Annotated in this window: 22 protein-coding genes; 10 read left to right on the top strand and 12 right to left on the bottom strand. The window is 63.3% G+C overall.

Going from position 1 to position 26,208, the window contains the following annotated elements:
* The first annotated feature begins 179 nt into the window (after window positions 1–179).
* Both AC1Z36_RS03300 and AC1Z36_RS03295 read left to right on the top strand, forming a co-directional pair.
* The gene (locus AC1Z36_RS03300) at window positions 180–1,598 is read left to right on the top strand and encodes an MFS transporter (protein ID WP_105656491.1); all 1,419 of its coding nucleotides are present in this window, start codon (window positions 180–182) and stop codon (window positions 1,596–1,598) included.
* Complete coding sequence (locus AC1Z36_RS03295) at window positions 1,567–1,992, top strand: DUF1801 domain-containing protein (protein ID WP_105656492.1); 426 nt, start codon at window positions 1,567–1,569, stop codon at window positions 1,990–1,992. The genes AC1Z36_RS03300 and AC1Z36_RS03295 overlap by 32 nt, the downstream gene beginning before the upstream one ends.
* A 24-nt stretch (window positions 1,993–2,016) precedes the next feature.
* Here AC1Z36_RS03295 and AC1Z36_RS03290 read toward each other — a convergent pair whose 3' ends face one another.
* Window positions 2,017–2,430, bottom strand: a complete 414-nt coding sequence (locus tag AC1Z36_RS03290) for a hypothetical protein (RefSeq protein WP_105656493.1) — start codon at window positions 2,428–2,430, stop codon at window positions 2,017–2,019.
* Between the two features lie 112 nt (window positions 2,431–2,542).
* Entirely contained in the window at window positions 2,543–3,652 is a 1,110-nt protein-coding gene (locus AC1Z36_RS03285; RefSeq protein ID WP_105656494.1) for a hypothetical protein, read from the bottom strand.
* A gap of 402 nt (window positions 3,653–4,054) precedes the next feature.
* Here AC1Z36_RS03285 and AC1Z36_RS03280 point away from each other — a divergent pair, with 402 nt between their 5' ends.
* The 4 genes from AC1Z36_RS03280 (at window position 4,055) to AC1Z36_RS03265 (ending at window position 8,408) form a co-directional block, all read left to right on the top strand.
* Window positions 4,055–4,831, top strand: coding sequence for an electron transfer flavoprotein subunit beta/FixA family protein (locus AC1Z36_RS03280; protein WP_105656495.1), 777 nt, complete (start codon window positions 4,055–4,057; stop codon window positions 4,829–4,831).
* A gap of 14 nt (window positions 4,832–4,845) precedes the next feature.
* Window positions 4,846–5,826: an electron transfer flavoprotein subunit alpha/FixB family protein gene (locus AC1Z36_RS03275; protein WP_105656496.1), complete on the top strand. Its 981-nt coding sequence runs from the start codon at window positions 4,846–4,848 to the stop codon at window positions 5,824–5,826.
* A 5-nt stretch (window positions 5,827–5,831) separates the two neighbouring features.
* Entirely contained in the window at window positions 5,832–7,649 is a 1,818-nt protein-coding gene (locus tag AC1Z36_RS03270; protein ID WP_483561662.1) for a cytochrome b/b6 domain-containing protein, read from the top strand.
* Window positions 7,650–7,751: 102 nt separating this feature from the next.
* Window positions 7,752–8,408: a class I SAM-dependent methyltransferase gene (locus AC1Z36_RS03265; protein ID WP_105656498.1), complete on the top strand. Its 657-nt coding sequence runs from the start codon at window positions 7,752–7,754 to the stop codon at window positions 8,406–8,408.
* A 65-nt stretch (window positions 8,409–8,473) separates the two neighbouring features.
* On the opposite strand, the gene AC1Z36_RS03260 is transcribed toward AC1Z36_RS03265, so the two are convergent.
* Genes AC1Z36_RS03260 through AC1Z36_RS03240 form a run of 5 tightly spaced genes read right to left on the bottom strand, consistent with a single transcriptional unit; the run spans window position 8,474 to window position 14,917 of the window.
* On the bottom strand, window positions 8,474–9,958 hold the full coding sequence (locus AC1Z36_RS03260; protein WP_105656499.1) for a rhamnulokinase: 1,485 nt from the start codon (window positions 9,956–9,958) through the stop codon (window positions 8,474–8,476).
* Window positions 9,955–12,006 carry a bifunctional aldolase/short-chain dehydrogenase gene (locus tag AC1Z36_RS03255; RefSeq protein ID WP_483561956.1) on the bottom strand — a complete coding sequence of 684 codons (2,052 nt, stop codon included), beginning with the start codon at window positions 12,004–12,006 and terminating at the stop codon, window positions 9,955–9,957. Before AC1Z36_RS03255 ends, AC1Z36_RS03260 begins: the two co-directional genes overlap by 4 nt.
* Window positions 12,007–12,053: 47 nt before the next feature.
* Window positions 12,054–13,361, bottom strand: a complete 1,308-nt coding sequence (locus AC1Z36_RS03250; RefSeq protein ID WP_208294243.1) for an MFS transporter — start codon at window positions 13,359–13,361, stop codon at window positions 12,054–12,056.
* Window positions 13,362–13,363: 2 nt separating this feature from the next.
* Window positions 13,364–14,536 carry an L-rhamnose isomerase gene (gene rhaI / locus AC1Z36_RS03245; RefSeq protein WP_483561661.1) on the bottom strand — a complete coding sequence of 391 codons (1,173 nt, stop codon included), beginning with the start codon at window positions 14,534–14,536 and terminating at the stop codon, window positions 13,364–13,366.
* A gap of 33 nt (window positions 14,537–14,569) precedes the next feature.
* Window positions 14,570–14,917, bottom strand: coding sequence for an L-rhamnose mutarotase (locus tag AC1Z36_RS03240; RefSeq protein WP_105656501.1), 348 nt, complete (start codon window positions 14,915–14,917; stop codon window positions 14,570–14,572).
* Between the two features lie 252 nt (window positions 14,918–15,169).
* Here AC1Z36_RS03240 and AC1Z36_RS03235 point away from each other — a divergent pair, with 252 nt between their 5' ends.
* Together AC1Z36_RS03235 and AC1Z36_RS03230 are read left to right on the top strand one after the other, a co-directional pair.
* Window positions 15,170–16,192: a LacI family DNA-binding transcriptional regulator gene (locus AC1Z36_RS03235; RefSeq protein ID WP_208294242.1), complete on the top strand. Its 1,023-nt coding sequence runs from the start codon at window positions 15,170–15,172 to the stop codon at window positions 16,190–16,192.
* A gap of 98 nt (window positions 16,193–16,290) precedes the next feature.
* Complete coding sequence (locus AC1Z36_RS03230) at window positions 16,291–16,443, top strand: hypothetical protein (RefSeq protein WP_166650735.1); 153 nt, start codon at window positions 16,291–16,293, stop codon at window positions 16,441–16,443.
* A gap of 99 nt (window positions 16,444–16,542) precedes the next feature.
* Here the strand turns inward: AC1Z36_RS03230 and AC1Z36_RS03225 are convergent, their stop codons facing one another.
* Window positions 16,543–18,327: a plasmid pRiA4b ORF-3 family protein gene (locus tag AC1Z36_RS03225; protein WP_105656503.1), complete on the bottom strand. Its 1,785-nt coding sequence runs from the start codon at window positions 18,325–18,327 to the stop codon at window positions 16,543–16,545.
* A 213-nt stretch (window positions 18,328–18,540) separates the two neighbouring features.
* Here AC1Z36_RS03225 and AC1Z36_RS03220 point away from each other — a divergent pair, with 213 nt between their 5' ends.
* Together AC1Z36_RS03220 and AC1Z36_RS03215 are read left to right on the top strand one after the other, a co-directional pair.
* Entirely contained in the window at window positions 18,541–19,239 is a 699-nt protein-coding gene (locus AC1Z36_RS03220) for a maleylpyruvate isomerase family mycothiol-dependent enzyme (protein ID WP_105656504.1), read from the top strand.
* Window positions 19,240–19,332: 93 nt separating this feature from the next.
* Window positions 19,333–20,388, top strand: a complete 1,056-nt coding sequence (locus AC1Z36_RS03215) for a CobW family GTP-binding protein (RefSeq protein ID WP_483561660.1) — start codon at window positions 19,333–19,335, stop codon at window positions 20,386–20,388.
* 459 nt (window positions 20,389–20,847) lie between these two features.
* Here AC1Z36_RS03215 and AC1Z36_RS03210 read toward each other — a convergent pair whose 3' ends face one another.
* The 4 genes from AC1Z36_RS03210 to AC1Z36_RS03195 form a co-directional block, all read right to left on the bottom strand.
* Window positions 20,848–21,684, bottom strand: a complete 837-nt coding sequence (locus tag AC1Z36_RS03210; RefSeq protein ID WP_105656506.1) for a bifunctional allantoicase/(S)-ureidoglycine aminohydrolase — start codon at window positions 21,682–21,684, stop codon at window positions 20,848–20,850.
* 10 nt (window positions 21,685–21,694) lie between these two features.
* Complete coding sequence (locus tag AC1Z36_RS03205) at window positions 21,695–22,948, bottom strand: DUF6986 family protein (RefSeq protein WP_483561659.1); 1,254 nt, start codon at window positions 22,946–22,948, stop codon at window positions 21,695–21,697.
* The gene (gene aceB / locus AC1Z36_RS03200; RefSeq protein ID WP_483561658.1) at window positions 22,945–24,576 is read right to left on the bottom strand and encodes a malate synthase A; all 1,632 of its coding nucleotides are present in this window, start codon (window positions 24,574–24,576) and stop codon (window positions 22,945–22,947) included. The genes AC1Z36_RS03205 and aceB overlap by 4 nt, the downstream gene beginning before the upstream one ends.
* Before the next feature lie 79 nt (window positions 24,577–24,655).
* The gene (locus tag AC1Z36_RS03195; RefSeq protein ID WP_332486400.1) at window positions 24,656–26,041 is read right to left on the bottom strand and encodes an NAD-dependent malic enzyme; all 1,386 of its coding nucleotides are present in this window, start codon (window positions 26,039–26,041) and stop codon (window positions 24,656–24,658) included.
* Between the last annotated feature and the right edge of the window lie 167 nt (window positions 26,042–26,208).

The following is a 26,208-nucleotide window of genomic DNA, read 5'->3' as shown; positions in this document are numbered from 1 at the left end:
TTGCATGGATTCAACCTTGGCAGAAAGTGCGGGCGGTCACACTAGGGTTATGCCTAGGCTTGGGCTAGGCATCTGACTACTATGTTTTCGATCGTCTGAATTCACACCTGTTGCCTATCAATGCATCGGCGTATTCTTTTGCTACGACCACCAGCCACTTTTTCGAAGCAGGCTTGCCCATGCGCGATGAAGGACCCCCTGATCTCCCGCCGGCCCACGGCCAGAACCCCGAAGTTCCGCCGCAGGGCCAGCGCTCTTTCATGCACATACTGGTCAACACCGCCGTCGCGAACCTCACCACCAGCTACCTGTGGTTCGCGCTGACCTTCTGGGTGTACCTGGAGACCGAGAACGTCATGGCCACCGGCATCATCGGCGGCGCATTCATGCTGCTGATCTCCGTGTTCTCCATGGTTTTCGGGACGATCGTGGACAACCACCGCAAGAAATCGGTCTTCGTCTTCTCCGCGATGATCACCGCTGTGGCCTTTTCCCTGGCTGGGCTGATCTACCTCTGGCTGCCCACGAAGGACATCCTGGATATCGGCGGATGGCAGTTCTGGATCTTCTGCCTGGTCATCCTGTTCGGCGCGATCGTGGAGCAGATGCGAGGCATCGCGCTGTCCACGACGGTCACCTTGCTGATCCCGGTCGAGCGCCATGCCAACGCCAACGGACTGGTAGGCACGGTGCAGGGCATCGCCTTCATCATCACCAGCGTGTTCTCCGGGCTGTCCATCGGGCTGCTGGGGATGGGATGGACGCTGGCCATTGCCATCGTGATGGTCGTGGTCACGATGCTGCACCTTTTGGGCATCTCCATCCCGGAGGAGGAACCGGAAAAGGAGGAAGGGCGGACCAAGACCAGCGACCTGCGCCTGGGCTTCACTACAGTGATGGCCATCCCTGGCCTATTCGCGCTGATCATCTTCTCGATGTTCAACAACTTCATCGGCGGCACCTACATGGCGCTGATGGATCCCTACGGGCTGACCATCATGCCGGTCGAAGCCTGGGGCATCACCTTCGGGCTGGCATCCACCGGCTTCATCATCGGCGGCTTGGCCATCGCCAAGTTCGGTCTGGGGGCCAACCCGATCCGCACCATGCTCCTGCTGGTTGCCGTCATGGGATTCCTCGGCGCGATCTTCACCATCCGCGAATGGACGTGGCTCTATGTGCTGGGCATCTGGCTCTACATGATGCTGATCCCGGCGGTGGAAGCCTCGGAGCAAACGGTGATCCAGAAGGTGGTCACCTTCCGCCGCCAGGGCCGGGTGTTCGGCTTCGCCCAGATGATGGAAGCCGCCGCGGCGCCGATTACCGCTTTCCTGATCGCGCCGATTGCCCAGTACCTGGTCATCCCCTTCATGCGCTCGCCAGCGGGCGACGACCGATTCGGCTGGCTGGTGGGGCAAGGCCAGGCGCGCGGCATCGCCTTGATATTCCTGGCCGGCGGGCTGATCATGATTGTGGTGGCGCTGCTGGCCATGGGCACCAGCCAGTACCGCAAGCTGTCGACAATTTTCCAGGCCGAATCACCTGGAGCACCCGAGGAGGCATCACTTGCCAACAAGTCAGAAGACCCTTCCAACTGAGGCCAGCGTGGAGGAATTCATTGAGGCGGCAACCCCGGCCAAGCGCCGGGTTGACGGCCACGAACTGGACCGCATCTTCCGCGAAGCCACCGGCGAGCAGCCGGTGATGTGGGGACCGAGCATGGTGGGCTACGGAAGCTACACCTACATCTCCCCTGCCAATGCGCGCACCACGGGCATCTGGCCCAAGACCGGTTTCTCGCCGCGCAAGGCCCAGCTCTCGCTCTACGGGCTGAAGGACCTTCCCGAGGGCGCCCAGCTCTTGCCGCAGCTGGGCAAATACACCGAGGGAGCCGGTTGCGTGTACGTGAAAAAGCTGGAGGACATCGACCTGGAGGTGCTGCGGAAACTGATCTCCATCGCTGCCTCGCGGCAGGACGACCAGGCTCGATAGCCTCCAGGGGCTTCGCTCCGCCGCCTAGTTCGCCACGGCGGCCAGCCGGGCCTTCCTGAAACCCCTGAAAATTGCCCGCCCGCCTGCAACTGCACCCAGCACAATTGCCACCGCACCCGAGAATAGCGAGACGGCCATGGGAAGCTGCGGGCTGGCGGAATCCGGGAAAGCGTCAAAGAGCAGTAGCGTCCAGAAAAGGCCGGGAATCACCCCGGCGGCCAGGGCGCTGAAGCTGAACACCAGAGCGTGCAGCCAGCGCTCGGTTGCGCTTCCCAGCCATGCCATCACGCCGGCAACTGCCAGCCATGGAAGCAGCGGGAACGCCAAGGGCACCCACAGGTCGGGTTCGGACCACCATGGGGCATCCGCGATCAGCGGATCCACGATCAGCAGCAGCACCGCGAAGAGGATCCCGCTGGCTGCAGGCAGCCAGCTCATTGGCCGATTATTTTTCTTGCCCATTAGCGATTGCCTGCTTGCTACTAGCGAATATCTTCCTAGGTTGGATGATACCCGCAGACTGGTGCCGCTGCGGGTATCATCCCCTGCCTTATTCGGCTTCTTCGAAGAAGGCCTCGACCTCTGAGATGCCGGCGGAGATGACCGGAACCAGGCGCTCGTCGATGCTGTAGTGCTCGCCGTCCTTGGAAATCAGACCGTAGCCGACCAAGGAATCCATGGCGATGCGGGCTTCTGGAAGCACGGCATCGTAGATCTTCGGACCGCAGTTGCGGCGCAGGCCCTCCAAGTCCCCTTCGCGGCCGGTGGATGCGGTGACCAGCAGGTTACGCAGCACCAGGTAATGGGCTTCATCCCGCAAGGTGACATCGAAGGTCGGGTTCAGGTGCGCCTGGACGCAGCCGACAGCCATCTCGAAGAGCAGCTGCGCGCTGCCCGCTTCCTCGCCGGCAACCAGCAATTCGTAGGCGTCCGGATCCGTGCGCAACACCGATCCTTCCGACTCCACGACGGACATCCGGCCGGCGCTCCAGATGTAGTTGAAGGCTAGTGGCGCCGGGCCTTCCGGGTCGAAGGTTTCGGCATCCAGGCCAACGGCAGTCAATACCTTGGCGCGCGGCGCTTCGGCTGCTGCACTGAAGTCCTCCATGTCCACGCCTTCGGCCACCGCCTGGGCATAGGCCTTGACCTGGCTGAACAACCTGGTTTCGCGCAGCAATCCGCATAGCTCCGCGTCGCCCTCGGCAAAACCATTGAGCGTATCTTCCAGCATCTCGCGCAGGGCTTCGAGGTTCTCCGCAGGGCCCTGCCAGAGCATGCGCTGCTCGATGAAGCTGAAGTATTCCAGCCATGTGGTGAAGATCGGCTCCGGAGCCAAGGATTCCGGCAGGTTGCCCAGGTGCTCGGCCAGAGTCTCACCGAAGACATCGATGTCCAGGTCGAACAGGTTCGAGCTGCGGGCGTTCTCGGCGTACTGGCCGGCGATCTGCCCGATGACGTCCAGCTGCATGCCCGCTGCCTGCGCCGCCTGTTCAGGCGAAAAGGCAGGAACCTGCTGCGCTACCCAAGTTGTGTAGTCCTGGCGAAGCGCATTGATCTGCTGTTCAGCCTGGATCAGGAACACGCTGCGACCGCGCGCTGCCGCCTTGGCAGGATTTCCTGCGCCCGAGTTCTTCTTGCCTTGACGCTTTTTGCTGGCCATGAGCCGTCCTTTGGTTCCGAAATTGGTCTCTGGTTAAAGCCTACGGTGCCCGCCCGAAGCCGGGCGAATAGCGCGATGCGGCTCACCTGCGTGGAAGCATGCCCGGATGACCCCGCCGGACCGTGGACCTTTGGTGTTCAAGGTGCTCACTTGCTGTTTTCTTGTCCACTTTCATTGACCAATGGCGCTGAATCCGACAAGATGAACAGCAAAGACAGACGTAGCCTGCGACACAATGCTTTCAGCTCTGCAGAAAATCTGCGCCGTGGCCTATTAATGAACTTGGATTTCCTAGTAGTTTCGGCGGGGGCCGCTTCAGTGGTCCGCGAAGCCCCGGATCATTGGTGATTTCCGGCCATCGGCTGTCCTGGCAGATGCTACTGCGATAAGAGGGAGAAAATAATGAAGATCGCGGTTTTGATCAAAGAAGTCCCAGATACCGGAGAGGACCGCCTGCTGGATCTGGAGACCGGCCTGGCCGACCGTGCCGCTTCAGAAGTGGTGCTCGATGAAATCGGCGAGCGGACCCTGGAAGTTGCGCTGAAGCATGCTGATGCGAACCCTGGAACTGAAATCACCGTGCTGACCATGGGCCCGGATTCAGCTCAGGCCACCCTGCGCAAGGGTTTGGCCATGGGTGCTGCCAGCGCCGTGCATATCAGCGACGAGGAGCTTCTCGGCGCCGATCTGGTCCTCACCGCGCAGGTCCTGGCGGCGGCTTTGCGCCGAGGCAGCTACGATCTGGTCCTCACCGGCAACATGTCCACCGACGGCTCCGCGGGCATGCTCCCGGTCATGCTGGCCGAGCTGCTTGATCTTCCGGCGGCGACCTCGTTGTCCTCGGTAGAAATTGCCGACGGCGCGATCAGCGGATTGCGCGAGCTGGATGGCGCTGCCGCCCAGATCAGCGCTCCATTGCCAGCGGTCGCTTCGATCACCGAGGCATTGCCAGATGCCCGCTTCCCGAATTTCAAGGGCATCATGGCCGCGAAGAAGAAACCGGTCGAGTCCCTGTCCCTGGCCGATTTGGGCGTCGAGTCCCTGCCTGCGGATACTGCGCGTTCCATCATGGTTTCGGTGGCCCAGCGCCCGCCCCGCACCGCCGGAACTGTCATTGCCGATGACGGCGATGCCGGTAACGCAGTGGCCGAATTCCTCGTCAAGAACAACCTGGTGTGAGCGGAAAGAAAACCATGACTTCCTTTGCTTCTGATTCAATTCTTGTTTTCCTCGAGACCACGGCCACTGGAACGCTGGCCAAGAACCACGCGGAACTGCTCGGCGCCGCCTCTGCCGTGGGCACCCCGGTAGCGCTTCTCGCCGCTCCGGCCGGATCCCTTGATTCACTGGCGGCGCAAGCCAGCGAGTCTGGCGCCGCGCAGGTACTCACCGCCGCCGTCGATTCTCCGGTGCTGACCGCGCCGATGGCTGACGCGCTGCAGCAGGCCTTCGGGCAAATCCAGCCACAAGCCGTGCTGCTGGGGCATACCCTGGCTTCGCGCGAAGTGGCCGCACGCTTCGCGGTGCGCCACCGCTTGGCGCTGAGCGTCGATGCGCTCGGTGTTTCGCGTGATGACCAGGGAATCATCGCAGCCCACTCGATCTACGGCGGCGCGTATTCGACCCACAGCGCCCCGACCTTCGGCGCGCCGGTGATCACCGTGCGCGTGGGCAGCATCGAAGAGCGTGCCCAGGCCCAACCGGCGAGCGCGATCCCGCTGGAGGTAGCCGCCAGCGCCAAGCCGGAGGTCGAGGTCAAGGAACTGAGAACGGCCGAAACGGCATCCACCCGTCCCGAGCTGCGTTCCGCGGCACGCGTGGTCTCCGGTGGCCGCGGGTTGGGCAGCGCGGAGCAGTTCGACCTGGTGCACCAGCTGGCCGATGCCTTGGGCGCTGCCGTGGGCGCGTCGCGTGCGGCGGTGGATGCCGGATACGTCGAGCATGCCGCCCAGGTGGGCCAGACCGGCGTGGCAGTTTCTCCCCAGCTGTACGTGGCACTGGGCATTTCCGGAGCCATCCAGCACAAGGCGGGCATGCAGACCGCCAAGACCATCATCGCCATCAACAAGGATGCCGATGCGCCGATCTTCGAGATCGCCGACTTCGGCGTGGTGGGGGATGTCTTCAAGGTCGTGCCCCAGCTGATTTCCGCCTTGGAAGCACGCAAGGCCTGATCGCCATGAACGCACTAAACCAATCCATCCGCCAGGGGCTGCCGCGCGTGGCAGGCGGCGATCCCTGGCCGCCAGCCGAGCTGTTCGCTCCCGCTGCAGGCGCCGCGGTCCCGGCAGGGCCTAGCGCGGTCGAGGATGCTGCAGAACCAGTTCTCGACCAGCCCGTTGGCCCGTCGGTGCCTGCGGAACCAACGCCTGGCCAAGCATCTGCTAGTTCCGGAGCCAGCGCACCGGCCGCGGAACCTGTTGCAGATCAGGGCGCGGTTGCCGGGCTTCTTCGCCAGGGCCTGCCACGGGTTGCCGGCGGCGGGCCGTGGCCGCCTGCGGGAACGCCGGTCGCCGCGAACGCTCCAGCCGCATCGCAGAACGCTTGCGCTGCACCAGCACCCGAGCCGGTTGCCGAGCTAGTTGGCGAACCGGTTGCCGAACCGGTAGCTGAATCAGCGCCGGCGGCCCCCGAACCAGTTGCCACCGCGGGTACCGCCCCGGCCACAGCGGTTTCCAGTGCCGGGGCACCAGCAGTTCGCCGTGGCCTGCCGCGCACCGCCGGTGCAGAACCGTGGCCGCCAAGTTCATTCGTGGCAGCTCCCGTTGTTGCCGCAGCTCCAGCGGCTCCAGCGCCTGCGCTCCCGCCGGCACCGGTTGCGGAAGCTGCCCAGGCCCAGGCCGCACCGGCCACCCCGCCGAGGGCAGAGCCAGCACCCGCAGATCCGGTGGCCCAGGCATCCGGCGCCGCGCTGGCCTCGGAGCCTGCGGCCGCCGAGGCGCAGGCTGCTCCTGCCCGTACCCGCATGGGTGCGCAGGAACCTGCCGCGCCAGCAGCCGCGGCAAGTAACGCGCCGGCCGCCGGGCGCGCGACCAAGCCGGCACCCCAGGCAGCGGCAAAGAGCAAGAAAGAAGCGGCCAAGCATGGCCCGCTGACGACCAAGCAGTGGGTGCTGGCTGGAATCCTTGGCGCATTCTGCGCCTTGGGCATCGCCACCGCCGTGGTGCTCGTTGCCCGCGGCATTGCCGGCATCGATGCCGTGGAGTCATTCATGGAACGCTACCCGGGTGAGTACCACCTGCCGGACTCGGCACCTCTCGGGTTCCCTGGCTGGCTGGCATGGAACCACTTCTTCAACTTCTTCCTGATGGTCCTGATCATCCGTTCTGGCATGCTGGTCAGGCACCAGAAGAAGCCGCCTGCCTATTGGTCCTCGAAGCGCAGCCCGAAGGTGAGCATCAACCTCTGGCTGCATCAGGGTCTAGACCTGCTGTGGATCATCAATGGCCTGGTGTTCCTCGTGCTGCTGTTCGCCACAGGCCACTGGATGCGCATCGTCCCGACGTCGTGGGAGGTCTTCCCCAACGCGATTTCGGCGGCCTTGCAGTACCTGACGCTGGATTGGCCCACCGAAAACGGCTGGGTGAACTACAACTCGCTGCAGCAGCTGGCCTACTTCACCACCGTATTCATCGCGGCCCCGGTCGCGGCGATCACCGGCTTCCGGCTCAGCGCCTTCTGGCCGAAGAACATGCCAGCATTGACCGCGAAGTACCCGATCGAGGTTGCCCGCACGCTGCACTTCCCAACCATGCTGTACTTCGCTGTGTTCATCCTCGTGCACGTGATCCTGGTGTTCTCCACCGGGGCGCTGCGCAACCTGAACCACATGTACGCGGCCCAGGGTTCCACGGATCCAGCCGCGTACGCGGATAACTGGACCGGACTGCTCTTCTTCGCGCTCTCGCTGCTCGTAATCGCCGGCGCCTGGCTGGCCTGCCGGCCAATGATCCTCGCATCCATTGCCCGGCTCTTCGGCAAGGTCAGTGCAAGGTAGGAGCAGCGATTCTTGCCTCTGGCGCAAAACTGATCGCGCATGGGGTCGATCGTCAGTAGGGTCGATAACAACGGCCTTACTGACGAATGGGGAACAACGAAAATGAGCCACCACCACGAACACCACACCAAAGAACATGATGATGTCGCCTTCTGGGAGAACCACTACGGCCAGTCCGAGCGGGTCTGGTCAGGCAAGGTCAACCAGGTCATCGAGAACCTTGTCGCCCCGCTGGCCCCCGGCACGTCGCTGGATATCGGCTGCGGGGAGGGAGGCGATGCGCTGTGGCTGGCCACCCATGGCTGGAAGGCTACCGGGGTCGACATCTCGCCCACCGCGGTGAAGCGCGCGCAGGAAGAAGCGGCCAAGCACGGTCTGGACGCGGGGCAGACCCGCTTCATCGCCTCGGATCTGGCTGCGTGGAATACCGGGGAAACCTTCGACCTGGTGACCTTGAGCTTCTTCCAGGCACCCTTTGAATTCCCTCGCGCCAGCTTCCTGCGCAAGGCAGCGACCCTGGTCGCACCCGGCGGCCACCTGCTGGCCCTGTCCCATGCATCGATGCCGTCCTTCGCCAGCAAGCCCGATCACCAGATGCCCGTGTTCCCCAGCCCCGAAGAGGAACTGGAAGCTTTGGCTCTGGATCCGGCGCAGTGGGAGGTGCTGTGCGCCGAGGTCCGCGAACGCACCATCATCGGTCCCGATGGCAATCCGGCGACCCTGGAGGATGCCGTGGTATTCGTGCAGCGCAAGGTGTAAAAAGTTCGACCCTCCAGCCCCATCGGGCTGGAGGGTCAACGACGGCCTAGATATCCCACACGGATCTAGGCCAGCTTCAGGGCCTGCGACGGGGCGTAGGCGCCTAGCGGCACCGAGTCGCGCACCACGTCGCGCAGGTTCAATGCATCACCGCCCGCAGGCATAGCCGCTTGCAACTGCACGAGCACGTTGCCCAGGGCGGTGCATTCCACGGGTCCGGAAATGACCGGCACGCGCGCATGGTCTGCAGTGCGCTGGCACAGCAGCTGGCCTTGCGAGCCGCCTCCGACAATATGGATGTTCTCCAGCTCGAATCCACCCAACCGCGCGGCTTCTGCAGCTTGGCGGGCGAAACTCTGAGCCAGCGACTCGACGACCACCCTGATCACTTCGGCAGGTGAGCACGGGCGCTGCCCGCCGGCGGCTTCCACCGCATCGCAGATGCGCTGGGCCATCTGGCCAGGAGCCAGGAACCGCTCGCTTTGAGGATCGATCAGCACCTGCGGAACAGGCAATTCCGCGGCCTCGGCAAGGAGCTGCTCCAAGCTGGTTTCTTCCCTTCCGGCGGCTTCCGCGTCGTCGTTCCATTGGCGGATCGACTCGCTGAGCAGAAAGGTTCCGGCGACGTTCTTCAGGAACCGGACACTGGAATCCAGCCCCAGCTCGTTGGTGAATCCCGCTTGATGCGCTTGCTCGGTGAGTACCGGGCGGTCCAGCTCCACACCAACCAATCCCCACGTTCCGCAAGAGATATAGGCGGATTGCCCGCTGGAGAGCGGGGTCGCGACCACTGCGCTGGCCGTGTCGTGGGAAGCGACCGCCACTACCTGGACTTCGTGGCTGGCTCCGAATTCCGCAGCCAGCTCGGGCAGCAGTGCGCCCACCGGCTGGCCAGGGTGCACTAGCTGCGCGAGCTTTCCCGAAAGCCCCAGTTCAGCAACCAGATCCTCGTCCCATGTACCGGTGCTGTGGTTCAGCAACCCGGTAGTGGAAGCGTTCGTCCACTCGCTGCGCCGATGCCCTGTGAGCATCCAGTTGAAATAGTCGGGAACCAGCAGCAGCGCCTCGGCGTTCGCCAACCGGTTTTCCAACTTCTCGGCTTGCAACTGGTACACGGTGTTGAACGGAAGGAATTGCAGCCCATTGCGTGCAAACAACTCGCGCCGGCTGAATTTCTGTTCCAGCGCAGCAACCGCGCGCTCATTGCGCGGATCCCGGTAATGCCGCACTTCTCCCAGGCGCTTGCCGTCCTTGAGCAACGCATAGTCCACCGCCCAGGAGTCCACCCCGATGCTGGCGATATCCCCGCGCTGCGCGAAAGCCAGCGAGAGGCCGTGGCGAATTTGCGCCCAGAGCTCATCGATATCCCAGGCCAGCGCTTCTTGCCGCGCCCCTGGTTCCAGGCTCGACAGCGGAACCGGTCCGTTGGCGAAACGGTGGACGGCAGTGAGCTGGAGCTTCCCGTCCACCATCTGGCCGATCATGACACGTCCGCTGGTGGCGCCGAGGTCGATAGCTGCGACCGGCGCGCTCTCTGCTTGCTTGCTCATCGCAGGAAGGCTGCCGCCACTCCGGAATCCACCGGAATGTGCAATCCGGTGGTCCGGGTCAGTTCCGGCCCGGTCAGCACGAACACGGCATCGGCAATGTTCTCCGGGATGACCTCGCGCTTCAGGATCGTGCGGTTTGCGTAGAACTGCCCCAGATCCTCCTCTGCCACGCCATAGGTCGCCGCACGCTGGGCACCCCAGCCGGAGGCGAAGATCCCGGAGCCGCGCACTACGCCATCGGGGTTGATGCCGTTCACGCGCACGCCATGCTCGCCCAATTCTACGGCCAGCAAGCGCACCTGATGCGCCTGGTCGGCCTTCGTGGCCGAGTAGGCAATATTGTTCGGACCTGCGAAGACCGAGTTCTTGGAGGAAATGTAGATGATATCGCCGCCGAGCTTCTGCTCGATCAGCACCTTGGCCGCGACCTTGGAAACCAGGAACGATCCCTTGGCCATCACATCATGCTGCAGGTCCCAGTCGGCCTCGGTGGTTTCCAGCAAGGGCTTTGAAAGCGAGAGGCCCGCGTTGTTCACCACCAGGTCCAATCCGCCAAATGCCAGCACCGCCTCATCGATGGCACGTTGCACGGCGTGCGCATCGGCCACGTTGGCGGCGACGCCAACGGCCACATCTGCTGTACCCAGCTCCGCCGCGGCGGCCTGCGCCTTGTCCAGGTCCAGGTCTGCGATGACCACGCAGGCTCCCTCGGCTGCCAGCCGCTGCGCCACGGCCTTGCCGATGCCCGACGCGGCACCGGTGACCAGGGCGATGCGCCCGGCATGGGATTTGGGCTTGGGCATGCGCTGCAGCTTGGCTTCCTCCAGCGCCCAGTATTCAATGCGGAACTTCTCGGCATCGGAAATCGGCGTATAGCTGGAGACCGCTTCGGCGCCGCGCATGACGTTGATGGCATTGAGGTAGAACTCGCCAGCGACCCGTGCGGTCTGCTTATTCGCCCCATAGGAGAACATGCCGACGCCCGGGACCAGCACGATCAGCGGGTCGGCCCCGCGCATCGCCGGAGAGTCCAGGTCCTTGTGGGCCTCGTAGTAGGCCTGGTAGTCAGCACGGTACTGCGCATGCAGTTCTTCCAGGCGCGCGATCTGCTCCGATACGCCTGCGGTAGCGGGAAGATCCAGCACCATCGGCTTGATCTTGGTGCGCAGGAAGTGGTCCGGGCAGCTGGTGCCCAGGGCCGCCAGCTGCGCCAGCTTCTGGCGCGAGAGGAAATCCAGGACTCGCTGGTCATCGCTGAAGTGCCCCACCATGGGCTTGTCGGTGCTGGCCAGGCCGCGGATGCTCGGGGCCAATGCGGCGGCGCGGGTCCGGCGCTCCTCCTCGTCCAGCGGCTCGAATCCGGGAACCACAGGACCGAAGGGCTCCGGTGCGCCGTGCTCGTCAAGGTAGGCAGCGGCGGTGTCGATGATCCACAGCGAGTTGGACTCGGATTCCTGGGAGGTATCTCCCCAGGCGGTGATGCCATGGCCGCCGAGGATGCAGCCCACGGCTTGCGGATTGGCGTCCTTGATCGCGGCAATATCCAGTCCCAGCTGGAATCCGGGGCGGCGCCAGTCAACCCAAGCCACCTTGTCGCCGAAGATCCTTGCGGTCAGCTCCCGGCCGTCCTTGGCAGTGGCAATGGCAATGCCGGAGTCCGGGTGCAAGTGGTCGACGTGGTTTGCGTTGACCAGCCCATGCATTGCGGTATCAATGGATGGCGCGGCGCCTCCCTTGCCGTGCAGGCAGTAATCGAAGGCCGCGACCATCTCGTCTTCGCGCTCCACGCCCGGGTAGGCGTCCACCAGCGAGCGCATGCGGTCCAGGCGCAGGGTCGACAGCCCCTTTTCGGTCAACGTGCCGAGGTCCCCGCCCGATCCCTTGACCCAGAGCAGCTCAATTTGCTCACCGGTGACCGGGTCTTTCGCGGTGCCCTTGGCCGAGGTGTTTCCACCGGCGTAGTTGGTGTTCTTCTTGTCTGCACCCAACCGGTTGGATCGTTGAATCAGTTCCTGTGCGGTGGTGCGTGTCGCGATGGTGTTGCTCATGGTGTTCTTGTCTTCCGACTCGTTAATGTGCATGGGGGCAGTGGTTCTCAGGCGTCGACTTTGGTGGCCCTGGTTTCATATCCATAGCGCTCCAGTTCGATCTCTTCCAGCGACTTGCCTCGCGTTTCCGGCGCCCAAATGGTGCCGATCAGCAACGCGACGACCAGCAGGCCGATGATCAGGAGGCCAAGCTTTTCCAAGCCCAGGTTGGTGAGCAGTACCGGGAACACCAACGAGAGCAGGCCGACAAGCACCCGGGCAAGCATGAACAGCACGCCCTGTGCACTGGCGCGGTAGCGCGTGGCGAAGAGCTCCGCGGTCCATAGCCCGTAGAAAGCCTGCGCGCCGATACCCGCCGAGATGCCCCAGGCCACTGCGTAGAACAGCAGGGAGAAGGCACCTGGAGGAGCGAAGATCAGCACGGTCCAGGCCGCAACACCCAGCAGGGCGCCACCGAAGTAGAGCCAACGCCGCGAGACCTGGTCTCCGTATTTCATGAATCCGAAATAGGTTGCGGCGGCGGTCAGCACCCAGACCAGCACCTGGAGCAGGTTCTGCTGGGTAGCGGATTCAACGCCAGCGGCAGCATAGACGCGAGGCTGGAAAATGCCAGCCTGCCCTGCCACGGTATTCCATAGCCCATAGACGCCGAGCAGGAAGAAGAGCGCGCTCCAGTTGCGGCGGTCGGCCAGCAGCCCGCGCATGCCGGAGAAGAACGAGGCTTTCACGCCAGCAGCCGTTTCCGCGGCACGTTGCTCCTTCCACCTCCTGGACTCGGGCAATCCGCGGCGGACCCACCAAGTGACAGCGGCGATCAGGAAAAGATGGAAGAAGATTGCCCGGGAGCCGTTCACGCCCCAAGGCTCAACCAGGATCGCCAGCGCGAAACCGATGGCTGGGCCAATCGACCACGCCAGCTGAGCGGTGCCCACGTGCGCAGCACGCGATTCCTGCGGAGCCTCCTCGGCAATGTAGGTCCAGGAGGCTGGAACGCCTGCGCCCACGGCAATGCCCATGAGGACCACGCCGATGATCAGCAGGCTCGTACCGGAGGAGAAGGTGATCATCAGGGCGCCGACCATGAACACGATCAGGTCGTAGGTATAGATGAACTTGCGGCCCAGACGGTCGCAGAGCGGTCCGCCGATCAGTGCACCCAGGGCCGCGCCGAACGCGTTGGCCGACACGGCAGCGATGACACCGACCAGCGCGTCGTCGAATCCGAACGCGCCCTGCCACAGGCTGAGGCTGGTGGCCAGCGCAATGATGGCTCCGGCTTCTATGTAATTGCTCATGGCTACGGCAATGGTGGCTTTCCACCCGGAGATGCCGCGCTTCTTTGCTGCGGTGTTCATGATCAGGCTCCCCATCCTGCTTGCACGCCACCAGCGCGCGATGCTTCGATTCGGCTCTGGTAATCGGAGGTGCGGAAGGCCTGCATCGGATCGGCTGGCAGGCCGCGCGTTGCGCGCCATGCTTCCAGGTCGGCCCGCACGTCGGTGTAGAAGGCATCCATGAAGATCTCGTTGGCGGCCAGGACATCACCGGAAATCTGTGCTTCAGTTAGCGCTACGCGGTCGATCAGCAACGCCCGGGCCGTCATTTCCTGCACGTTCTGGACGCTTCTGATCTGGCCCAGGATCTTGTTCTCCACGTTGTGGCACTGATCGAGCATGAAGGCCACAGGCGTGTCCTGGTCCAGTCCGCCACCGCGGATCACCTCGCCCATGATGCGGAACAGCTGATACGGGTCTGCCGAGCCAACGATCAAGTCGTCATCCGCGTAGAAGCGGGAATTGAAGTCGAAGGATCCGAGCTTGCCAAGCCGCAGCAGCTGCATCACGATGAACTCGATATTGGTGCCTGGCGCATGGTGCCCGGTGTCCAGGCAAACCATGGCCCGATCCCCCAAGGCCGCAACCTGGGCATAGGACGTTCCCCAGTCGGGCACGTCGGTGTGGTAGAAGGACGGTTCGAAGAACTTGTACTCCAGCACCAGGCGCTGGTCTCCGGAAAGCCGCGCATATATTTCGGCCAGCGAATCGCCTAGCCGGTCCTGGCGCCCGCGCATATCCGCTTGGCCTGGATAGTTCGAGCCCTCTGCCAGCCAGATTTTCAGGTCCTGGCTTCCGGTGGCATCCATTACGTCGATGCATTCGAGGTGGTGGTCGATTGCCTTGCGGCGGATCTTCGGATCCTCATGGGTCAAGGCGCCGAACTTGTAATCGTCATCCTGGAAGGTATTCGAATTGATGGTTCCGAGGCTGACGCCCAGGCCTTCTGCATGCTCGCGCAGCACGGTGAAGTCCTCGACCTTGTCCCACGGAATGTGCAGGGCCACCGAGGGAGCCAGTCCGGTCAATCGGTTGACTTCAGCCGCATCGGCGATTTTTTCGAAGGGATCGCGCGGGGTCCCGGGGGTCGAATAGACCTTGAAGCGGGTGCCCGAATTTCCATAGGCCCAGGAAGGGACTTCGATGGCAAGGCGGTCAAGGATTTGCAGGTGCTCAGGGCTCAGCTTCGAGCTCATGGAACTCTCCATTTCTAGTAATTCTGCGGGCTACTACTGCTGGGATGCGGCAAGTGCGGCCAGCTGGTTTTCGAGATTGAAGACCTCGCGCAGACGCGGCGCTTGCTGATCTGGCCGGCCGCCCAGGCTGAGGAAGAATCGGCTCATTTCCGCTTCCCACGCTGCGGTGCGCGGGTCGGAGTCCAAGGCGGCCTGGGCAGCGCTGTCGTCATCGGTTTCGTAATAGCCGATCAGCAACCCGTCCTCGCGCAGAAAGAGTGAGTAGTTGCGACGCCCGGCTTCTTCGATGGCTTGGAGCATCTGCGGCCACACTTCCCGGTGGCGCGACACATACTCGTCGATCAGGTCGGGATTGACCTGCAATTGAAAGCAAACTCGCATCGTACTACTCTTCCGGAGCGCTGGAACTGGGTGGGCAAAACTGTGCGATCCGATTCGCTTTGCACAAAAATGAATCGTTTCAATCGCTTCGAAATTCGAGTGTAGAGCAGGTCACACTTGAATTGCAAGCGGTCGGTCGATCGAATGCCGCATTCTTTTGAATCCTTTCAAAAAGCTGTTGGGATTCCAGTTCCCATCCGTGCGCCAGTTATACTCGCAGAAGAACAACTCACCGAAGAACAGGAAAGCTCTGTGGCCGTCAGCGTCAAGGAAGTTGCCGCCGAGGCGGGCGTTTCTGTAGGCACCGTCTCCAACGTGCTCAACCGGCCCCAGGTTGTTTCCGAACACACCGTTTCCAAGGTCACCGCAGCCATCGAGAAGCTCGGCTTTGTCCGCAACGATGCGGCCAGGCAACTGCGTGCCGGCCGCAGCCGGAGCTTCGGGCTCGTCGTCCTCGATGCACGCAACCCGTTCTTCATGGACGTCACCCAGGGCGCCCAGCATCGTGCCTTGGACAACGGCTACACCGTGCTGATGGGAGCCAGCGACAATTCCCTGAGCACCGAACAGCAACTGCTGGATCTCTTCGAAGAGCAACGCGTCGCCGGAGTACTCATCTCCCCCTTGCACAGCGACTTGAGCCGGCTCTGGCGGATCCGCGAAGCGGGCACGCCAGTGGTGCTGGTGGACCGCGGAAGTGGCGACCGCAGCTTTTCATCGGTCTCCGTGGACGATGTGGAAGGCGGAAGAATTGCCGTACGGCACCTGCTGGACATTGGCAGAAAGCGGATCACCTTCGTCGGCGGACCGCAGAGCATCGAACAGGTCCAGCACCGATTAACGGGAGCCCAATCGGTATTGGCCCAAGCCCCGGATGCCGTGCTGGAGCACATGCCTACCAAGAACCTGACTGTGCTGGAAGGACGGGCAGCCGGAGAGCGTATTCTTGCCATGGATCCTGCACAGCGCCCCGACGGGATCTTTGCGGCCAACGACCTGCTCGCGTTGGGCATACTGCAGGCCCTGGTGATGTCCGGCGAACTCAGTGTTCCCGAGGATATTGCTCTGGTGGGATACGACAATATCGACTTCGCCGAGTCGGCCGTCATCCCGATTACCACCGTGCGCCAGCCAGCAGAAGAAATCGGGCGAACCGCTGTCGACGTCTTGCTGCGCGAAGCAGAAGCGGGCGATCAAGCGGTCCGCGAGCAATTCGTTTTCACTCCCAAGCTCGTTATCCGTGCATCGACTGTGGCCCCGAGCCAAGCGCGCTGACGTTTACCTTAGGGGTTCCTGAAAAGCGGGTTCTGCAGCTTCTGATGCCCAGCGGTTCTTGCTAGGTTGGCATTCCAAGCAACGAGAGGGATGGATTTATGAGCGAGAACAACCCTGAAGCCCGACTGCACAAGGCAGAGGCCGAAGAGCCCGATACCATTTCCGACCCTGCTTTGAATGATGAAGTTGGCCAGGACTGGACCGATGAAGGCGGAGCGACGCCGCATGGAGCCGCGCTAGACGACGACTAGGCCAGAGGGCCAACCAGCCGAAAACCAAAAATGCCCGTGGGTTGCCAAGTTTGAAAGTTTGGCAACCCACGGGCATTTTCACTGGCTTGAATCAGCCGCCTAGAACTCGAACTCCAGGTGGGCATTGACTTCGTCCTTGTTGAAATACGCCGGATCGATCTCGTATTCCTCTTCGTAACCGAAGTTCGAAAGCCAGTCTTGCACTTCCTCGTACTCCGGGTCCGTCGGATCATCGAGAATATCCAGCTTGGCTTCCCAGCCACCGATCCCGCCGCTGTCCTCCATCGGAGCCATGCGCCGGCCGCCGGTGCATCGCGGCAGCTGGCCGCCATCGGCATCCAGGATCTTCTCGACGTCGATGCGCACTTCCCAGTTGTCCCCGAAGTCGTACAGGTAATCCAGGCGGTCTTTTTCCTTCTGCAGCAACGAGGAAACCAGGGTTTCCGCTTCGTTCTTCTGGTAGTCCATGTCGTCAATCTCTGGACCATATGAAGTGCCGCCGAAGCCACCCTCGTAGAAGCTGTGCAGGTGCCCGTCGTACCAGTCGAAGCTCGCTTGGATGATGTCGTGCAGGTCGCCAAGGTTCAGGTCCATGGGCACCAGCACGCGACGCCAGATCGGCGGCTTGGCGTCCTTGAGGGTCAGCTTCAGCTGCAGCACCTTGCCGGTATACGGTGTTTCGCGCTTCAGGCGTTTCGGCTCGTCATCGTCCGGCCCGAACATCGCGTCGAGATCAGTGTCGTCGAATTCATCCTCATCGAGCAGGTCCTGTTCAACGTCGGTAATCGCCAGGCGGACGATAGTGGGCACCGAGTACGCTTCGCCATCTTCGATAAGGCCAAGTACGCGCAGTTCATGCATGCGCACATGCGCGGTTTCCCATACCTTTGGCGACCATTGATCATCTCGCGGGTCAGCCACGCGATGCGGGTTGCCTTCGATCCCCTCGACGATCCAGAACGCTGCCAGCCCCCAGGCTTCAAGGCTGGCGTCATCGCCGCCTTCCGGCTTTTCCAGCAACGAGTCCAGGCAGGCCTGGATGAAGTAGAAGTTCGGCTCGAAGGAGTCGGCGTCTTCATGCTGCATGATGTCTTCGTACGTCACGCCGCGCTCCGGCTTGCCCTGTTCGGGCAGCTTGATGGCGCTGACCGATTCCAGTGCCGAGAGCACGACCGCAACCATCAGGCCCCTGCGCGATTCGTGGACTTCCGGAGGCAGCTGGTCGGCGAGCGCTATTGCGGCCGTTTCCAAGAATTCAGACGCCGGCAAGCTGGCCCACAGATTCTTGCCCTCGGTGAGGGTCCAAGCCAAGAAGGCACGGCCCAGCTTGCTGATCCGCATGGCGGCGATTTCAGCCAGGGCCGCTTGAGAGGCCTCGTCAGATGCCATGATCTCGTCAATTTCATCGTTTTCATCGATGCCGTCATCACCGGCGAATGGATCCTGGGCTTCCAGCGACTTCCGGAACCACTCCAGGCTTTCGGCCTCGCGCTCCCACAGACCGGCATCGCGCAAGAACTCGACGTAATCCGCCCAGGCCATATAGATCATGGTTCCCAGCCCATTATCGGCGGCATCGGGATTCTCGGCCTCTTCGAATTCAATCATCGAGCTGAGCACTGCCAGCAGTTTGGGCGGATCAAAATCGGTAACCTTGTCCAGGCCGACGACTTCGGCGTAGATGCCCAGGGTTTCGCGCACTGCGGCAAGGACCATCAGGGCCAGTTCTGGGTCATCGCGGTTCTCGGAGAACCAGCGTACGAACTGCGGCGTGAGCGCGTCCAGGCCGCGCCCCACCTTCACCCGGTCCAGGGAGACGACGCCCTCTTGCAGGCGTGCCGGATGCCCCTGCTTGGGCTTCTGCTTCTTCTTTTTCTTCGCCATCGGACTGCTTTCCTGGTCGTTTGCTTCTCCCCCTAGGCTACGTGGCTGCTGGTTCCTGAAGAAGCATGCCTGGCACGTGTTCTGCTGGACAGCTTCCTGCCGTCGCAGCCAGGCACCGTCAGGGCCCGCACGGCGCGGATATGAATCGAGTCGCTTTCGATATCTATGGCGTAACCCGTACTGCTGGAGCGCCCGCGTTGGTAGGGTGACTTCATGATCAATACTGCTCGTTTGCACTCGGACCTGTCACGACTCAACCGCGAAACCGCGATGATGTCGGCCACGATCGAAACCCTGTCCACCGAAGAAATGGCCGCCGCCTCGCTGTGCGAAGGCTGGAGCCGGGCGCAGGTCATTGCGCACTTGGCCTCCAACGGCCGGAGCCTGGTCAAGCTCATCGACTGGGCCACCAGCGGAGAACCGCAGGAGCTCTACGCCTCGCGCGAGGCCCGCGACGCGGAGATCGACGAGCTGGCGGCCCTGCCGCGCGAGGAACTGGTCAAGAAGTTCCAGGACGCCGCCGCATACTTCGCCGAGCAGTGCGAACGGCTCAGCGGCGAACTGGCCGTGGAAGAGGTGGACCTTCACGGCAAGATCATTCCGGCGACCTCCATCGTGGCCCTGCGCATCTCAGAGGTGGTCATCCACCACCATGATCTGGATACCGCGTGGACCATCGAGGAAGCCGATCCGGATTCCCAGGAGAACGCCGTCGAGGCCGCCGTGCGGACTATGCGCGTGAAGAACGCTCCGGGCATGACGCTGGTGACCGAAGAGGGCGACGAATGGGTCATCGGCGATGGCGCGCTGAAGGTGCGCTCGGACCGCGAAGGCTTGATCGAATGGCTGGCCCGCGGCCAGGCCCGGCATATCGAGGCCGATGGCCCGATTCCGGTATTGCCTTCCTGGTAACCATCTTCTGGCAGGCGTGTCAGCACGCGGCAACGGTTGGCCCAGCAAGGAGAATGGATTCGGCCCGCTTGTCGAAGTGAAAAGGAGCCGGCATTGATCCCTGTCATCGTGCTCACCGGATATCTGGGTGCAGGCAAGACCAGCCTGCTCAACCGCTTGCTGACCCGCCCGGGTACCCGCGTCGGGGTCATCATCAACGACATCGGCAAGGTCAACGTGGATACCGGGCTGATCACCGGCCAGATCGATGCGGCCGAATCCATTGCCGGCGGCTGCGTTTGCTGCCTGTCCGATAGCAGCGGCCTGGACGAGCTGCTGGAGAAGCTGGGCCAGCCGAAGCTGCGCCTGGATGCCATCATCGTGGAGGCCAGCGGCGCGGCCGACCCGCTGAACGTGGATCGGCTGCTGCGTTTCGGCAAGGCCCACGGGGTACGCTTCGGCGGCATCATCGACGTGATCGACGCGGTGGAGCATGAGCACACCGTGGATACCGCGGCGATGGCCCCGGCCCGCTTCAGCGCCACCAGCATGGCGGTGGTCAACAAGCTGGACCGCATTGCCCCGGAACACCGCGACGCGGTCCTGGCCAGGATCAGCGGACGGATCCGCGAAATCAACCCGCACGTTGCCATCATCCCGGCGTCGCACGCCGCCATAGACCCCGAGCTGGTCTTCGACATTGCCCTGAACGAAGACCCGATCGACGAGTTGCCGTTGGCGGCTGCCTCCCGCCCGCAACACGACCACGAGCATGCTCCGCACGCCAACGCCGTGACGGTGCGCTGCCCCGAGGTCGCGGATCCGGGTGCCATTTTGGACCTGCTGGAGCACCCGCCGGTTGCGGCCTACCGGCTCAAGGGGCATGTAAAACTGCGCACCGATCGCGGCACGCAGCGTTTCCTGGTCAATATGGTGGGCCGGCAGATCCATTTCGCGAAAGCAACGGCCCACAGCGATCCGGCCAATGACGCGCTGGTCGCCGTGGGAATGAACTTGGACGAGGAAGCGGTTGGCGCGGCATTAGCGGCCGCCTTGGAACCAGCACGACTTGATCCTTCGCCGGGAAATCTCACCCGTTTGGAACGGCGGTTGATTTTGAGCAGCGATGCAGCAGATGCTCCGGCCAAGGTTGACGCTGAAGAGTTCTAGCTGCTGCGGCACTGATGCCTGCGAGTTGGCAACGAGGGCATCCGCTGCCCCGTCTCGACCTGCAACATCGAGCTGCGTTCGCATCCAGTTCGCGCCCGGTGCATAGGGGCACGTCCCAAACAGGCCAAGCCTTCGGAAATAACTCAAGTACTGCCCGCGACTCCAGTGATGAGTCCCAATTCCAACCCGTCCAACGTTGGACGATTCCGTGCTCCCCGCGATTGCCGGGATGACGCCCGGTATTGCCGATGGTTTCGATGAGCGGTTCCAAGTGATCCTTGGATCTTCACGAAACAGCCCCGGGTCGCCAAAACCGAAGGCCGCATCCCGCGCGACCCTGCCGTCAGCCCACCATGTCCGAGCAAAAGAAACATCACTGGAACATGAAATGGACACGGTGCGCCGATGGCCGGCGGGTCAGCGCGGGGTGCAGCCCCGGCAGTCTCTGGAAATGAACGCTTACAACGCGATCTGGCGGTTCTGGTCCTTGTAGAGCAGGTACCGGAAGTTCTCCGGGCCGCCGGCGTAGCAAGCCTGCGGGCAGAAGGCGCGCAGTGACATGTAGTCCCCGGCTTCGACCTCGACCCAGTCGCCATTCATCCGGTACACGCCCTTGCCTTCAAGCACGTACAGGCCATGCTCCATGACGTGGGTTTCGGCGAACGGGATGGATGCGCCCGGTTCGAAGGTCACGATATTCACGCCGAAGTCGAAGGCCACGTCGTTGGGATCGAGCATGCGGGTGGTGCGCCACTTGCCATCGGTGCCCGGCATCGGGCCAGGTTCGATGTCGCGCTCATTGCCCACCACGGGAGCCGGTGCGGCGACGCCTTCAAGCACTTCGTAGCGCTTGCGCAGCCAGTGGAAGCTGGTGGTCTCGGTGCCGTCATTGCGGGCGGACCACGTAGCGCCGGCTGGCAGGTAGGCGAAGCCGCCGTCCACCAGCACATGTTCGGTGCCCTCGATGAGAAGGGTCAGCTGCCCGGTGAGCACGAAGATGAATCCCTGCACCTGGGCCTGCGGCTCCGGCTTGGTGGCGCCGCCGCCCGGGGCAACTTCCACGATGGCTTGGGAGAAGGTGGTGGCCCCGCCGGCGACCGGGCGGTTGAGCACCCAGGCACGGGTGTTGGTCCACTCGGGGAAGACGCTGGTGACGATGTCGCGCAGCACGCCCTTGGGGATCACGGTATAGGCCTCGGTGACGATGGCCCGGTCGGTGAGCAGATCGCTCTGCGGCGGGTGGCCGCCGAAGTCCGAGTAGTACGACGAGGAGTTCTGGATGGCTGGAACAGTCATGGTGTTGTCCTTAGGCGTGGGAGCGGTTCAAGGCGATCGCCTCGAGTTCGGGCAGGGTGATCTGGGCTAGTTCGGTGACCTCGTCGGCGCTGACCGCACCGCAGGCCACCCCGCGGTGGATGTAGCGGGCCAGGGCCCGTGCGGTGGCCGGCTCGTCCATGATGGCCGAGTTGATCTGGTGGACGTAGTTGCGCAACCGGGTTCCGGCTGCCTGCAGGCCTTCGCGGAAGAAGGCGAAGGTGGCCAGGTAACGGGTGACCAGCTGATTCTCGTGCATGTCCCAGCCCTGGTAGATGCCGCGGGACAGGTGGCGGGAGACCAGGCGGGCGTGCAGTTCCCAGGCGGCCGCAATGTTCTCCGGGTCGCCGGCCGGGATGATGTTGGTGGAGCCGTCGGACAGTTCCACCCCGGTGCCGGCTACGGCCACCTGCATGACGTCCTTGGCGAAGTCCGCTACCGGGTGCTCCATGGACTGGTATCCGGCGGCCACGCCCAGCGACGCGGAGTAGTCGTAGGTTCCGTAGTGCAGCGAGGATACCCGGCCCTTGCCCGCGGCGATCAGCTGGGCCACCGGATGGGTTCCGTTGGCGGCCAGGATGACCTGCGGGGTTTCCACCTGCACTTCGAAGCGGATGCGTCCGGCTTCCAGCCCGTGGGCTTCTTCCAGCTTCTCGGCCAGGTAGACCATGGACTCGACCTGGGCCACGGTGGTCACCTTGGGCAGGGTCAGGCGCAGGCCCTCGGGCAGCGGACCGTTGGCCAGAAGCCGGGTGATGAACAGGTCCAGGGTGCGGATCCCGCGGGCCCGGGTGGGTGCTTCGAAGCATTTGAAGCGGATGCCGATGCAGGCCGGGGCTTTGCCGGCGGCCACCGCGGCGGATACCGAGTCGGCCGCGGCAAGCACTGCGGCGTCCTCCTCGGCATCCGTGCGGTTGCCGTAGCCGTCCTCGAAATCGAGGCGCAGATCTTCGATGGGTTCGCTTGCCAGCTTCGCGCCAACCAGTTCCGCCAAGCGCTCTGGTTCGGCCAGCTTGAGCTTGGCCGCCAAGGCGGATAGGCCAATCAGTCCTCCGGCAGTGGCTACTGCGTTGTGGCCCCAACGTTCTGGGAGGTCCACGGTGTACTTGTCCCCGGGGACGTACACGGTATGGATCGGCTGGCGGGCTCCGGTATCCCCCGGGTAGGAGGTTTCCAGCAGCCGGTCGGTGGCGGCCAGCTTTGCTTCTACGCTGGCAAGCGTGGACTCATCGAAGGTGTTGCTCATGGCTTGGTCACGTATTCCTTTTCCAAGAGTTCGTAGGCTGGGGTGGTGAGGAAGTCCGCGAAATCCTCGTCCTTGCCGCTGGTCAGTTTCGAGATCAGTTCCGCTGCCGGCTGGTAGTAGGCGTTGAAGTGCTCTTCATTGTCGACCTCCGCGCGCAGGCGTTCAACCTCTTCGGCGAGAATGCCAGCAACCAGTTCGGCGGTGATGGTGTTGCCGGTGTCGGCGGCGACCACCTGGTTGCGGATCTGCTGCCAGATCTGCGAGCGCGAGATCTCCGCGGTGGCGGCGTCTTCCATCAGGTTGTGGATGGCGACCGCGCCGTTGCCCGAGAGCCACACGGCCACGTAGTTCACGGCCACGTAGAGGTTGGCGCGCACGCCGGCCTCGGTGACATCGCCAGGAGCGCTGGCCACGTCCAGCAGCTGGGCCGCGGTGACCTCGACCTCCGGGCGCTGGCGGTCGATCTGGTTCGGCTTCTCACCGAGCTTCGCGTCGAAAATCTCCTTGCACAGCTCAACCAGGTCAGGGTGGGCGACCCAGGAGCCGTCGAATCCGTCGTTGGCCTCACGGGACTTGTCCTCGCGGACCTTGTCGAAGGCGGCGGCGGTAACTTCTGGTTCGCGGCGGTTCGGGATGAACGCCGCCATGCCGCCCATGGCGAAAGCCCCGCGCTTGTGGCAGGTCTTGACCAGCAGCTCGGTGTAGGCGCGCATCATCGGCGCGGTCATCGACACGGCCGAGCGGTCGGGCATGATGAACGCTTCGCCGGCTTCGCGGAAGGTCTTGATGATGGAGAACAGGTAGTCCCAGCGGCCCGCGTTCAGGCCAGAGGCGTGCTCGCGCAGCTCGTAGAGGAATTCCTCCATCTGGAAGGCGGCCGGGATGGTCTCGATGAGCATGGTGGCGCGCACGGTTCCGTGGGCGATGCCCAGCTCGGCCTGGGCGAAGGTGAAGACCTCGTTCCACAGGCGCGATTCCAGGTAGTGCTCCATCTTCGGCAGGTAGTAGAACGGGCCCTGTCCCGATTCGGCGAGCACCTTGGCATTGTGGAAGAAGTGCAGGCCGAAGTCGACCAGTGCACCGACCGCCGGCTTGCCGTCGATGAGCACATTGTTCTCCGGCAGGTGCCAGCCGCGGGGGCGGACCACCACGACCGCGCGCGGGGCGTCGGTGCGCAGTGCGTAGGACTTGCCGGTTTTCGCATCGGTGAAGGCCAAGGTGCCCCGGGCGGCGGCCGAGAGATTGGAGATCGCATCGATGACATTGAACCAGCTCGGAGTGGAAGCATCTTCCAGGTCGGCCAGCCAGACCTTGGCGCCGGAGTTCAGCGCGTTGATGGCCATCTTGGCCGGGGAGGCCGGGCCGGTGATCTCCACGCGGCGGTCGCGCAGCGCCTCTGGGGCTTCGGCGACCTTCCAGTCGCCAGTGCGCACGGATTCGGTCTGCGGATCGAAGTCGATGGACTTGGCATCGGAGAACTGCTGGCGGCGCACGCCGCGTGCGGCCAGCAGCTGATCGCGGGTGCCAGCGAACTTCTGGTGCAGCTTCTCGATGAAGGCCAGCGCTTCGCCCGAGAGGATCTGCTGGGCATCGGCGACGTCGGGGATGCTGGTGATTTCAATACTCATGGGTTGTTCCTTAACTTCTTGTGCTCTGTTCCAATGAAGGGTGCGTTGACATGCACCCTAAGGTCTTGCTGCGCAGCGCCTACTTGGCGGCGGCTGCGTCCTGCACTGCCATGGCCACATCGGAGGCGACCTGTGGGTCGAATACCGACGGGATGATGAATCCGGGGTTCAGCTCTGATTCGCTGACCCGCGCGGCAATGGCGTCCGCGGCGGCCAGGAGCATGGCGTCGGTGATCTCGGTGACGCCTGCATCCAGCAGCCCGCGGAAGAAACCTGGGAATGCCAGGACGTTGTTGATCTGGTTGGGGAAGTCGCTGCGCCCGGTGGCGACCACCGCCGCGTGGCGACCGGCCAGTTCCGGGTCCACCTCGGGATCCGGGTTGGCCATGGCGAAGACGATGGCGCGCTCGTTCATGGCGGCGATATCGGCTTCGTCCAGCACGTTCGGGGCCGAGACGCCGATGAAGACGTCCGCGCCGGCGATGGCTTCCTTCAGGGTGCCGGTGAAGTTCTGCGGATTGGTGTTTTCCGCCAGCCAGGTGCGGTGCGCATCGGCGTAGGCTTCGTTGCGGGTGATCGCGCCATTGCGTCCGCAGGCGATGATGTTCTGCGCGCCGCGGGCCATGAGCAACTGGATGATCGCGTTGCCGGCCGCGCCGACCCCGGAGACCACGATGCGCAGGTCCTCGATCTTCTTGTCCACGACCTTCACCGCGTTGAGCAGCGCGGCCAGGGTGACAATTGCGGTGCCGTGCTGGTCGTCGTGGAAGACCGGGATGTCCAGTTCTTCGCGCAGCCGGGCCTCGATTTCGAAGCAGCGCGGGGCGGCGATGTCTTCGAGGTTCACCCCGCCGTAGACCGGTGCCAGCGCCTTGACGATCATGATGATCTCCTCGGTGTCCTGGGTGTCCAGGCAGACCGGCCAGGCATCGACATCGGCGAACTGCTTGAACAGCGCCGCCTTGCCTTCCATGACCGGCAGGGCTGCGGCCGGGCCGATATTGCCCAGCCCCAGCACGGCCGAGCCGTCGGTGACCACGGCGATGGTGTTGCGCTTGACCGTCAGGTTGCGCGCATCGGCAGGGTTCTCGGCGATGGCCATGCAGACGCGGGCGACACCCGGGGTGTAGGCGCGGGAGAGGTCATCGCGGTTGCGCAGGGCGACCTTGGGGGTCACCGAGAGCTTGCCGCCAAGGTGCATCAGGAAGGTGCGGTCCGAGACGTTGCGCACGCTTACGCCATCGAGGTTATCCAGCGCCGCGCGCACGGTCTCGCCGTGGGCCACGTCGGTGGTGTTGCAGGAAACGTCCACCACCATGTGGGTGTGGTTGGACTCGGTGACATCCAGGGCGGTGATGTGCGCGCCGGCCGAACCGACCGCGCCGGCCAGCTCGCTGGTAGCGGTAATCGACGCAGGTGTCTGGACGCGAAGCGTGAGTGAATATCCCGGGCTTGGTGCTGCCATCTGATCCTCCTGTAAAAGTTTCCGTATAGTGGATACTATTATCCTCAAAATGAAAATGCAAGAGTGTTTTGTGGCGCCCGGCACGATTTTTTGCCGAGTTAATATCGGATCGTGGAAGAAAAGCCTGATTCTGCGCTATTCTTGGGACTAGGATTTCGCATCGTAGA

The sequence above is a fragment of the Glutamicibacter sp. BS14 genome (genome assembly GCF_056934375.1).
This window is presented reverse-complemented; position numbering and strand designations above follow the sequence as displayed.

Excerpts from the sequence above, each read along its gene's own strand:
- AC1Z36_RS03220 (WP_105656504.1), top strand. The coding sequence starts at position 18,541 with ATGATCAATACTGCTCGTTTGCACTCGGACCTGTCACGACTCAACCGC.
- AC1Z36_RS03255 (WP_483561956.1), bottom strand. The coding sequence starts at position 12,006 with ATGAGCAACACCATCGCGACACGCACCACCGCACAGGAACTGATTCAA.
- AC1Z36_RS03265 (WP_105656498.1), top strand. The coding sequence starts at position 7,752 with ATGAGCCACCACCACGAACACCACACCAAAGAACATGATGATGTCGCC.
- AC1Z36_RS03300 (WP_105656491.1), top strand. The coding sequence starts at position 180 with ATGCGCGATGAAGGACCCCCTGATCTCCCGCCGGCCCACGGCCAGAAC.
- AC1Z36_RS03230 (WP_166650735.1), top strand. The coding sequence starts at position 16,291 with ATGAGCGAGAACAACCCTGAAGCCCGACTGCACAAGGCAGAGGCCGAA.
- AC1Z36_RS03205 (WP_483561659.1), bottom strand. The coding sequence starts at position 22,948 with ATGAGCAACACCTTCGATGAGTCCACGCTTGCCAGCGTAGAAGCAAAG.
- AC1Z36_RS03260 (WP_105656499.1), bottom strand. The coding sequence starts at position 9,958 with ATGAGCAAGCAAGCAGAGAGCGCGCCGGTCGCAGCTATCGACCTCGGC.
- rhaI (WP_483561661.1), bottom strand. The coding sequence starts at position 14,536 with ATGAGCTCGAAGCTGAGCCCTGAGCACCTGCAAATCCTTGACCGCCTT.
- AC1Z36_RS03210 (WP_105656506.1), bottom strand. The coding sequence starts at position 21,684 with ATGACTGTTCCAGCCATCCAGAACTCCTCGTCGTACTACTCGGACTTC.
- AC1Z36_RS03195 (WP_332486400.1), bottom strand. The coding sequence starts at position 26,041 with ATGGCAGCACCAAGCCCGGGATATTCACTCACGCTTCGCGTCCAGACA.
- AC1Z36_RS03240 (WP_105656501.1), bottom strand. The coding sequence starts at position 14,917 with ATGCGAGTTTGCTTTCAATTGCAGGTCAATCCCGACCTGATCGACGAG.
- AC1Z36_RS03225 (WP_105656503.1), bottom strand. The coding sequence starts at position 18,327 with ATGGCGAAGAAAAAGAAGAAGCAGAAGCCCAAGCAGGGGCATCCGGCA.
- AC1Z36_RS03270 (WP_483561662.1), top strand. The coding sequence starts at position 5,832 with ATGAACGCACTAAACCAATCCATCCGCCAGGGGCTGCCGCGCGTGGCA.
- aceB (WP_483561658.1), bottom strand. The coding sequence starts at position 24,576 with ATGAGTATTGAAATCACCAGCATCCCCGACGTCGCCGATGCCCAGCAG.
- AC1Z36_RS03285 (WP_105656494.1), bottom strand. The coding sequence starts at position 3,652 with ATGGCCAGCAAAAAGCGTCAAGGCAAGAAGAACTCGGGCGCAGGAAAT.
- AC1Z36_RS03250 (WP_208294243.1), bottom strand. The coding sequence starts at position 13,361 with ATGAACACCGCAGCAAAGAAGCGCGGCATCTCCGGGTGGAAAGCCACC.
- AC1Z36_RS03290 (WP_105656493.1), bottom strand. The coding sequence starts at position 2,430 with ATGAGCTGGCTGCCTGCAGCCAGCGGGATCCTCTTCGCGGTGCTGCTG.
- AC1Z36_RS03275 (WP_105656496.1), top strand. The coding sequence starts at position 4,846 with ATGACTTCCTTTGCTTCTGATTCAATTCTTGTTTTCCTCGAGACCACG.
- AC1Z36_RS03280 (WP_105656495.1), top strand. The coding sequence starts at position 4,055 with ATGAAGATCGCGGTTTTGATCAAAGAAGTCCCAGATACCGGAGAGGAC.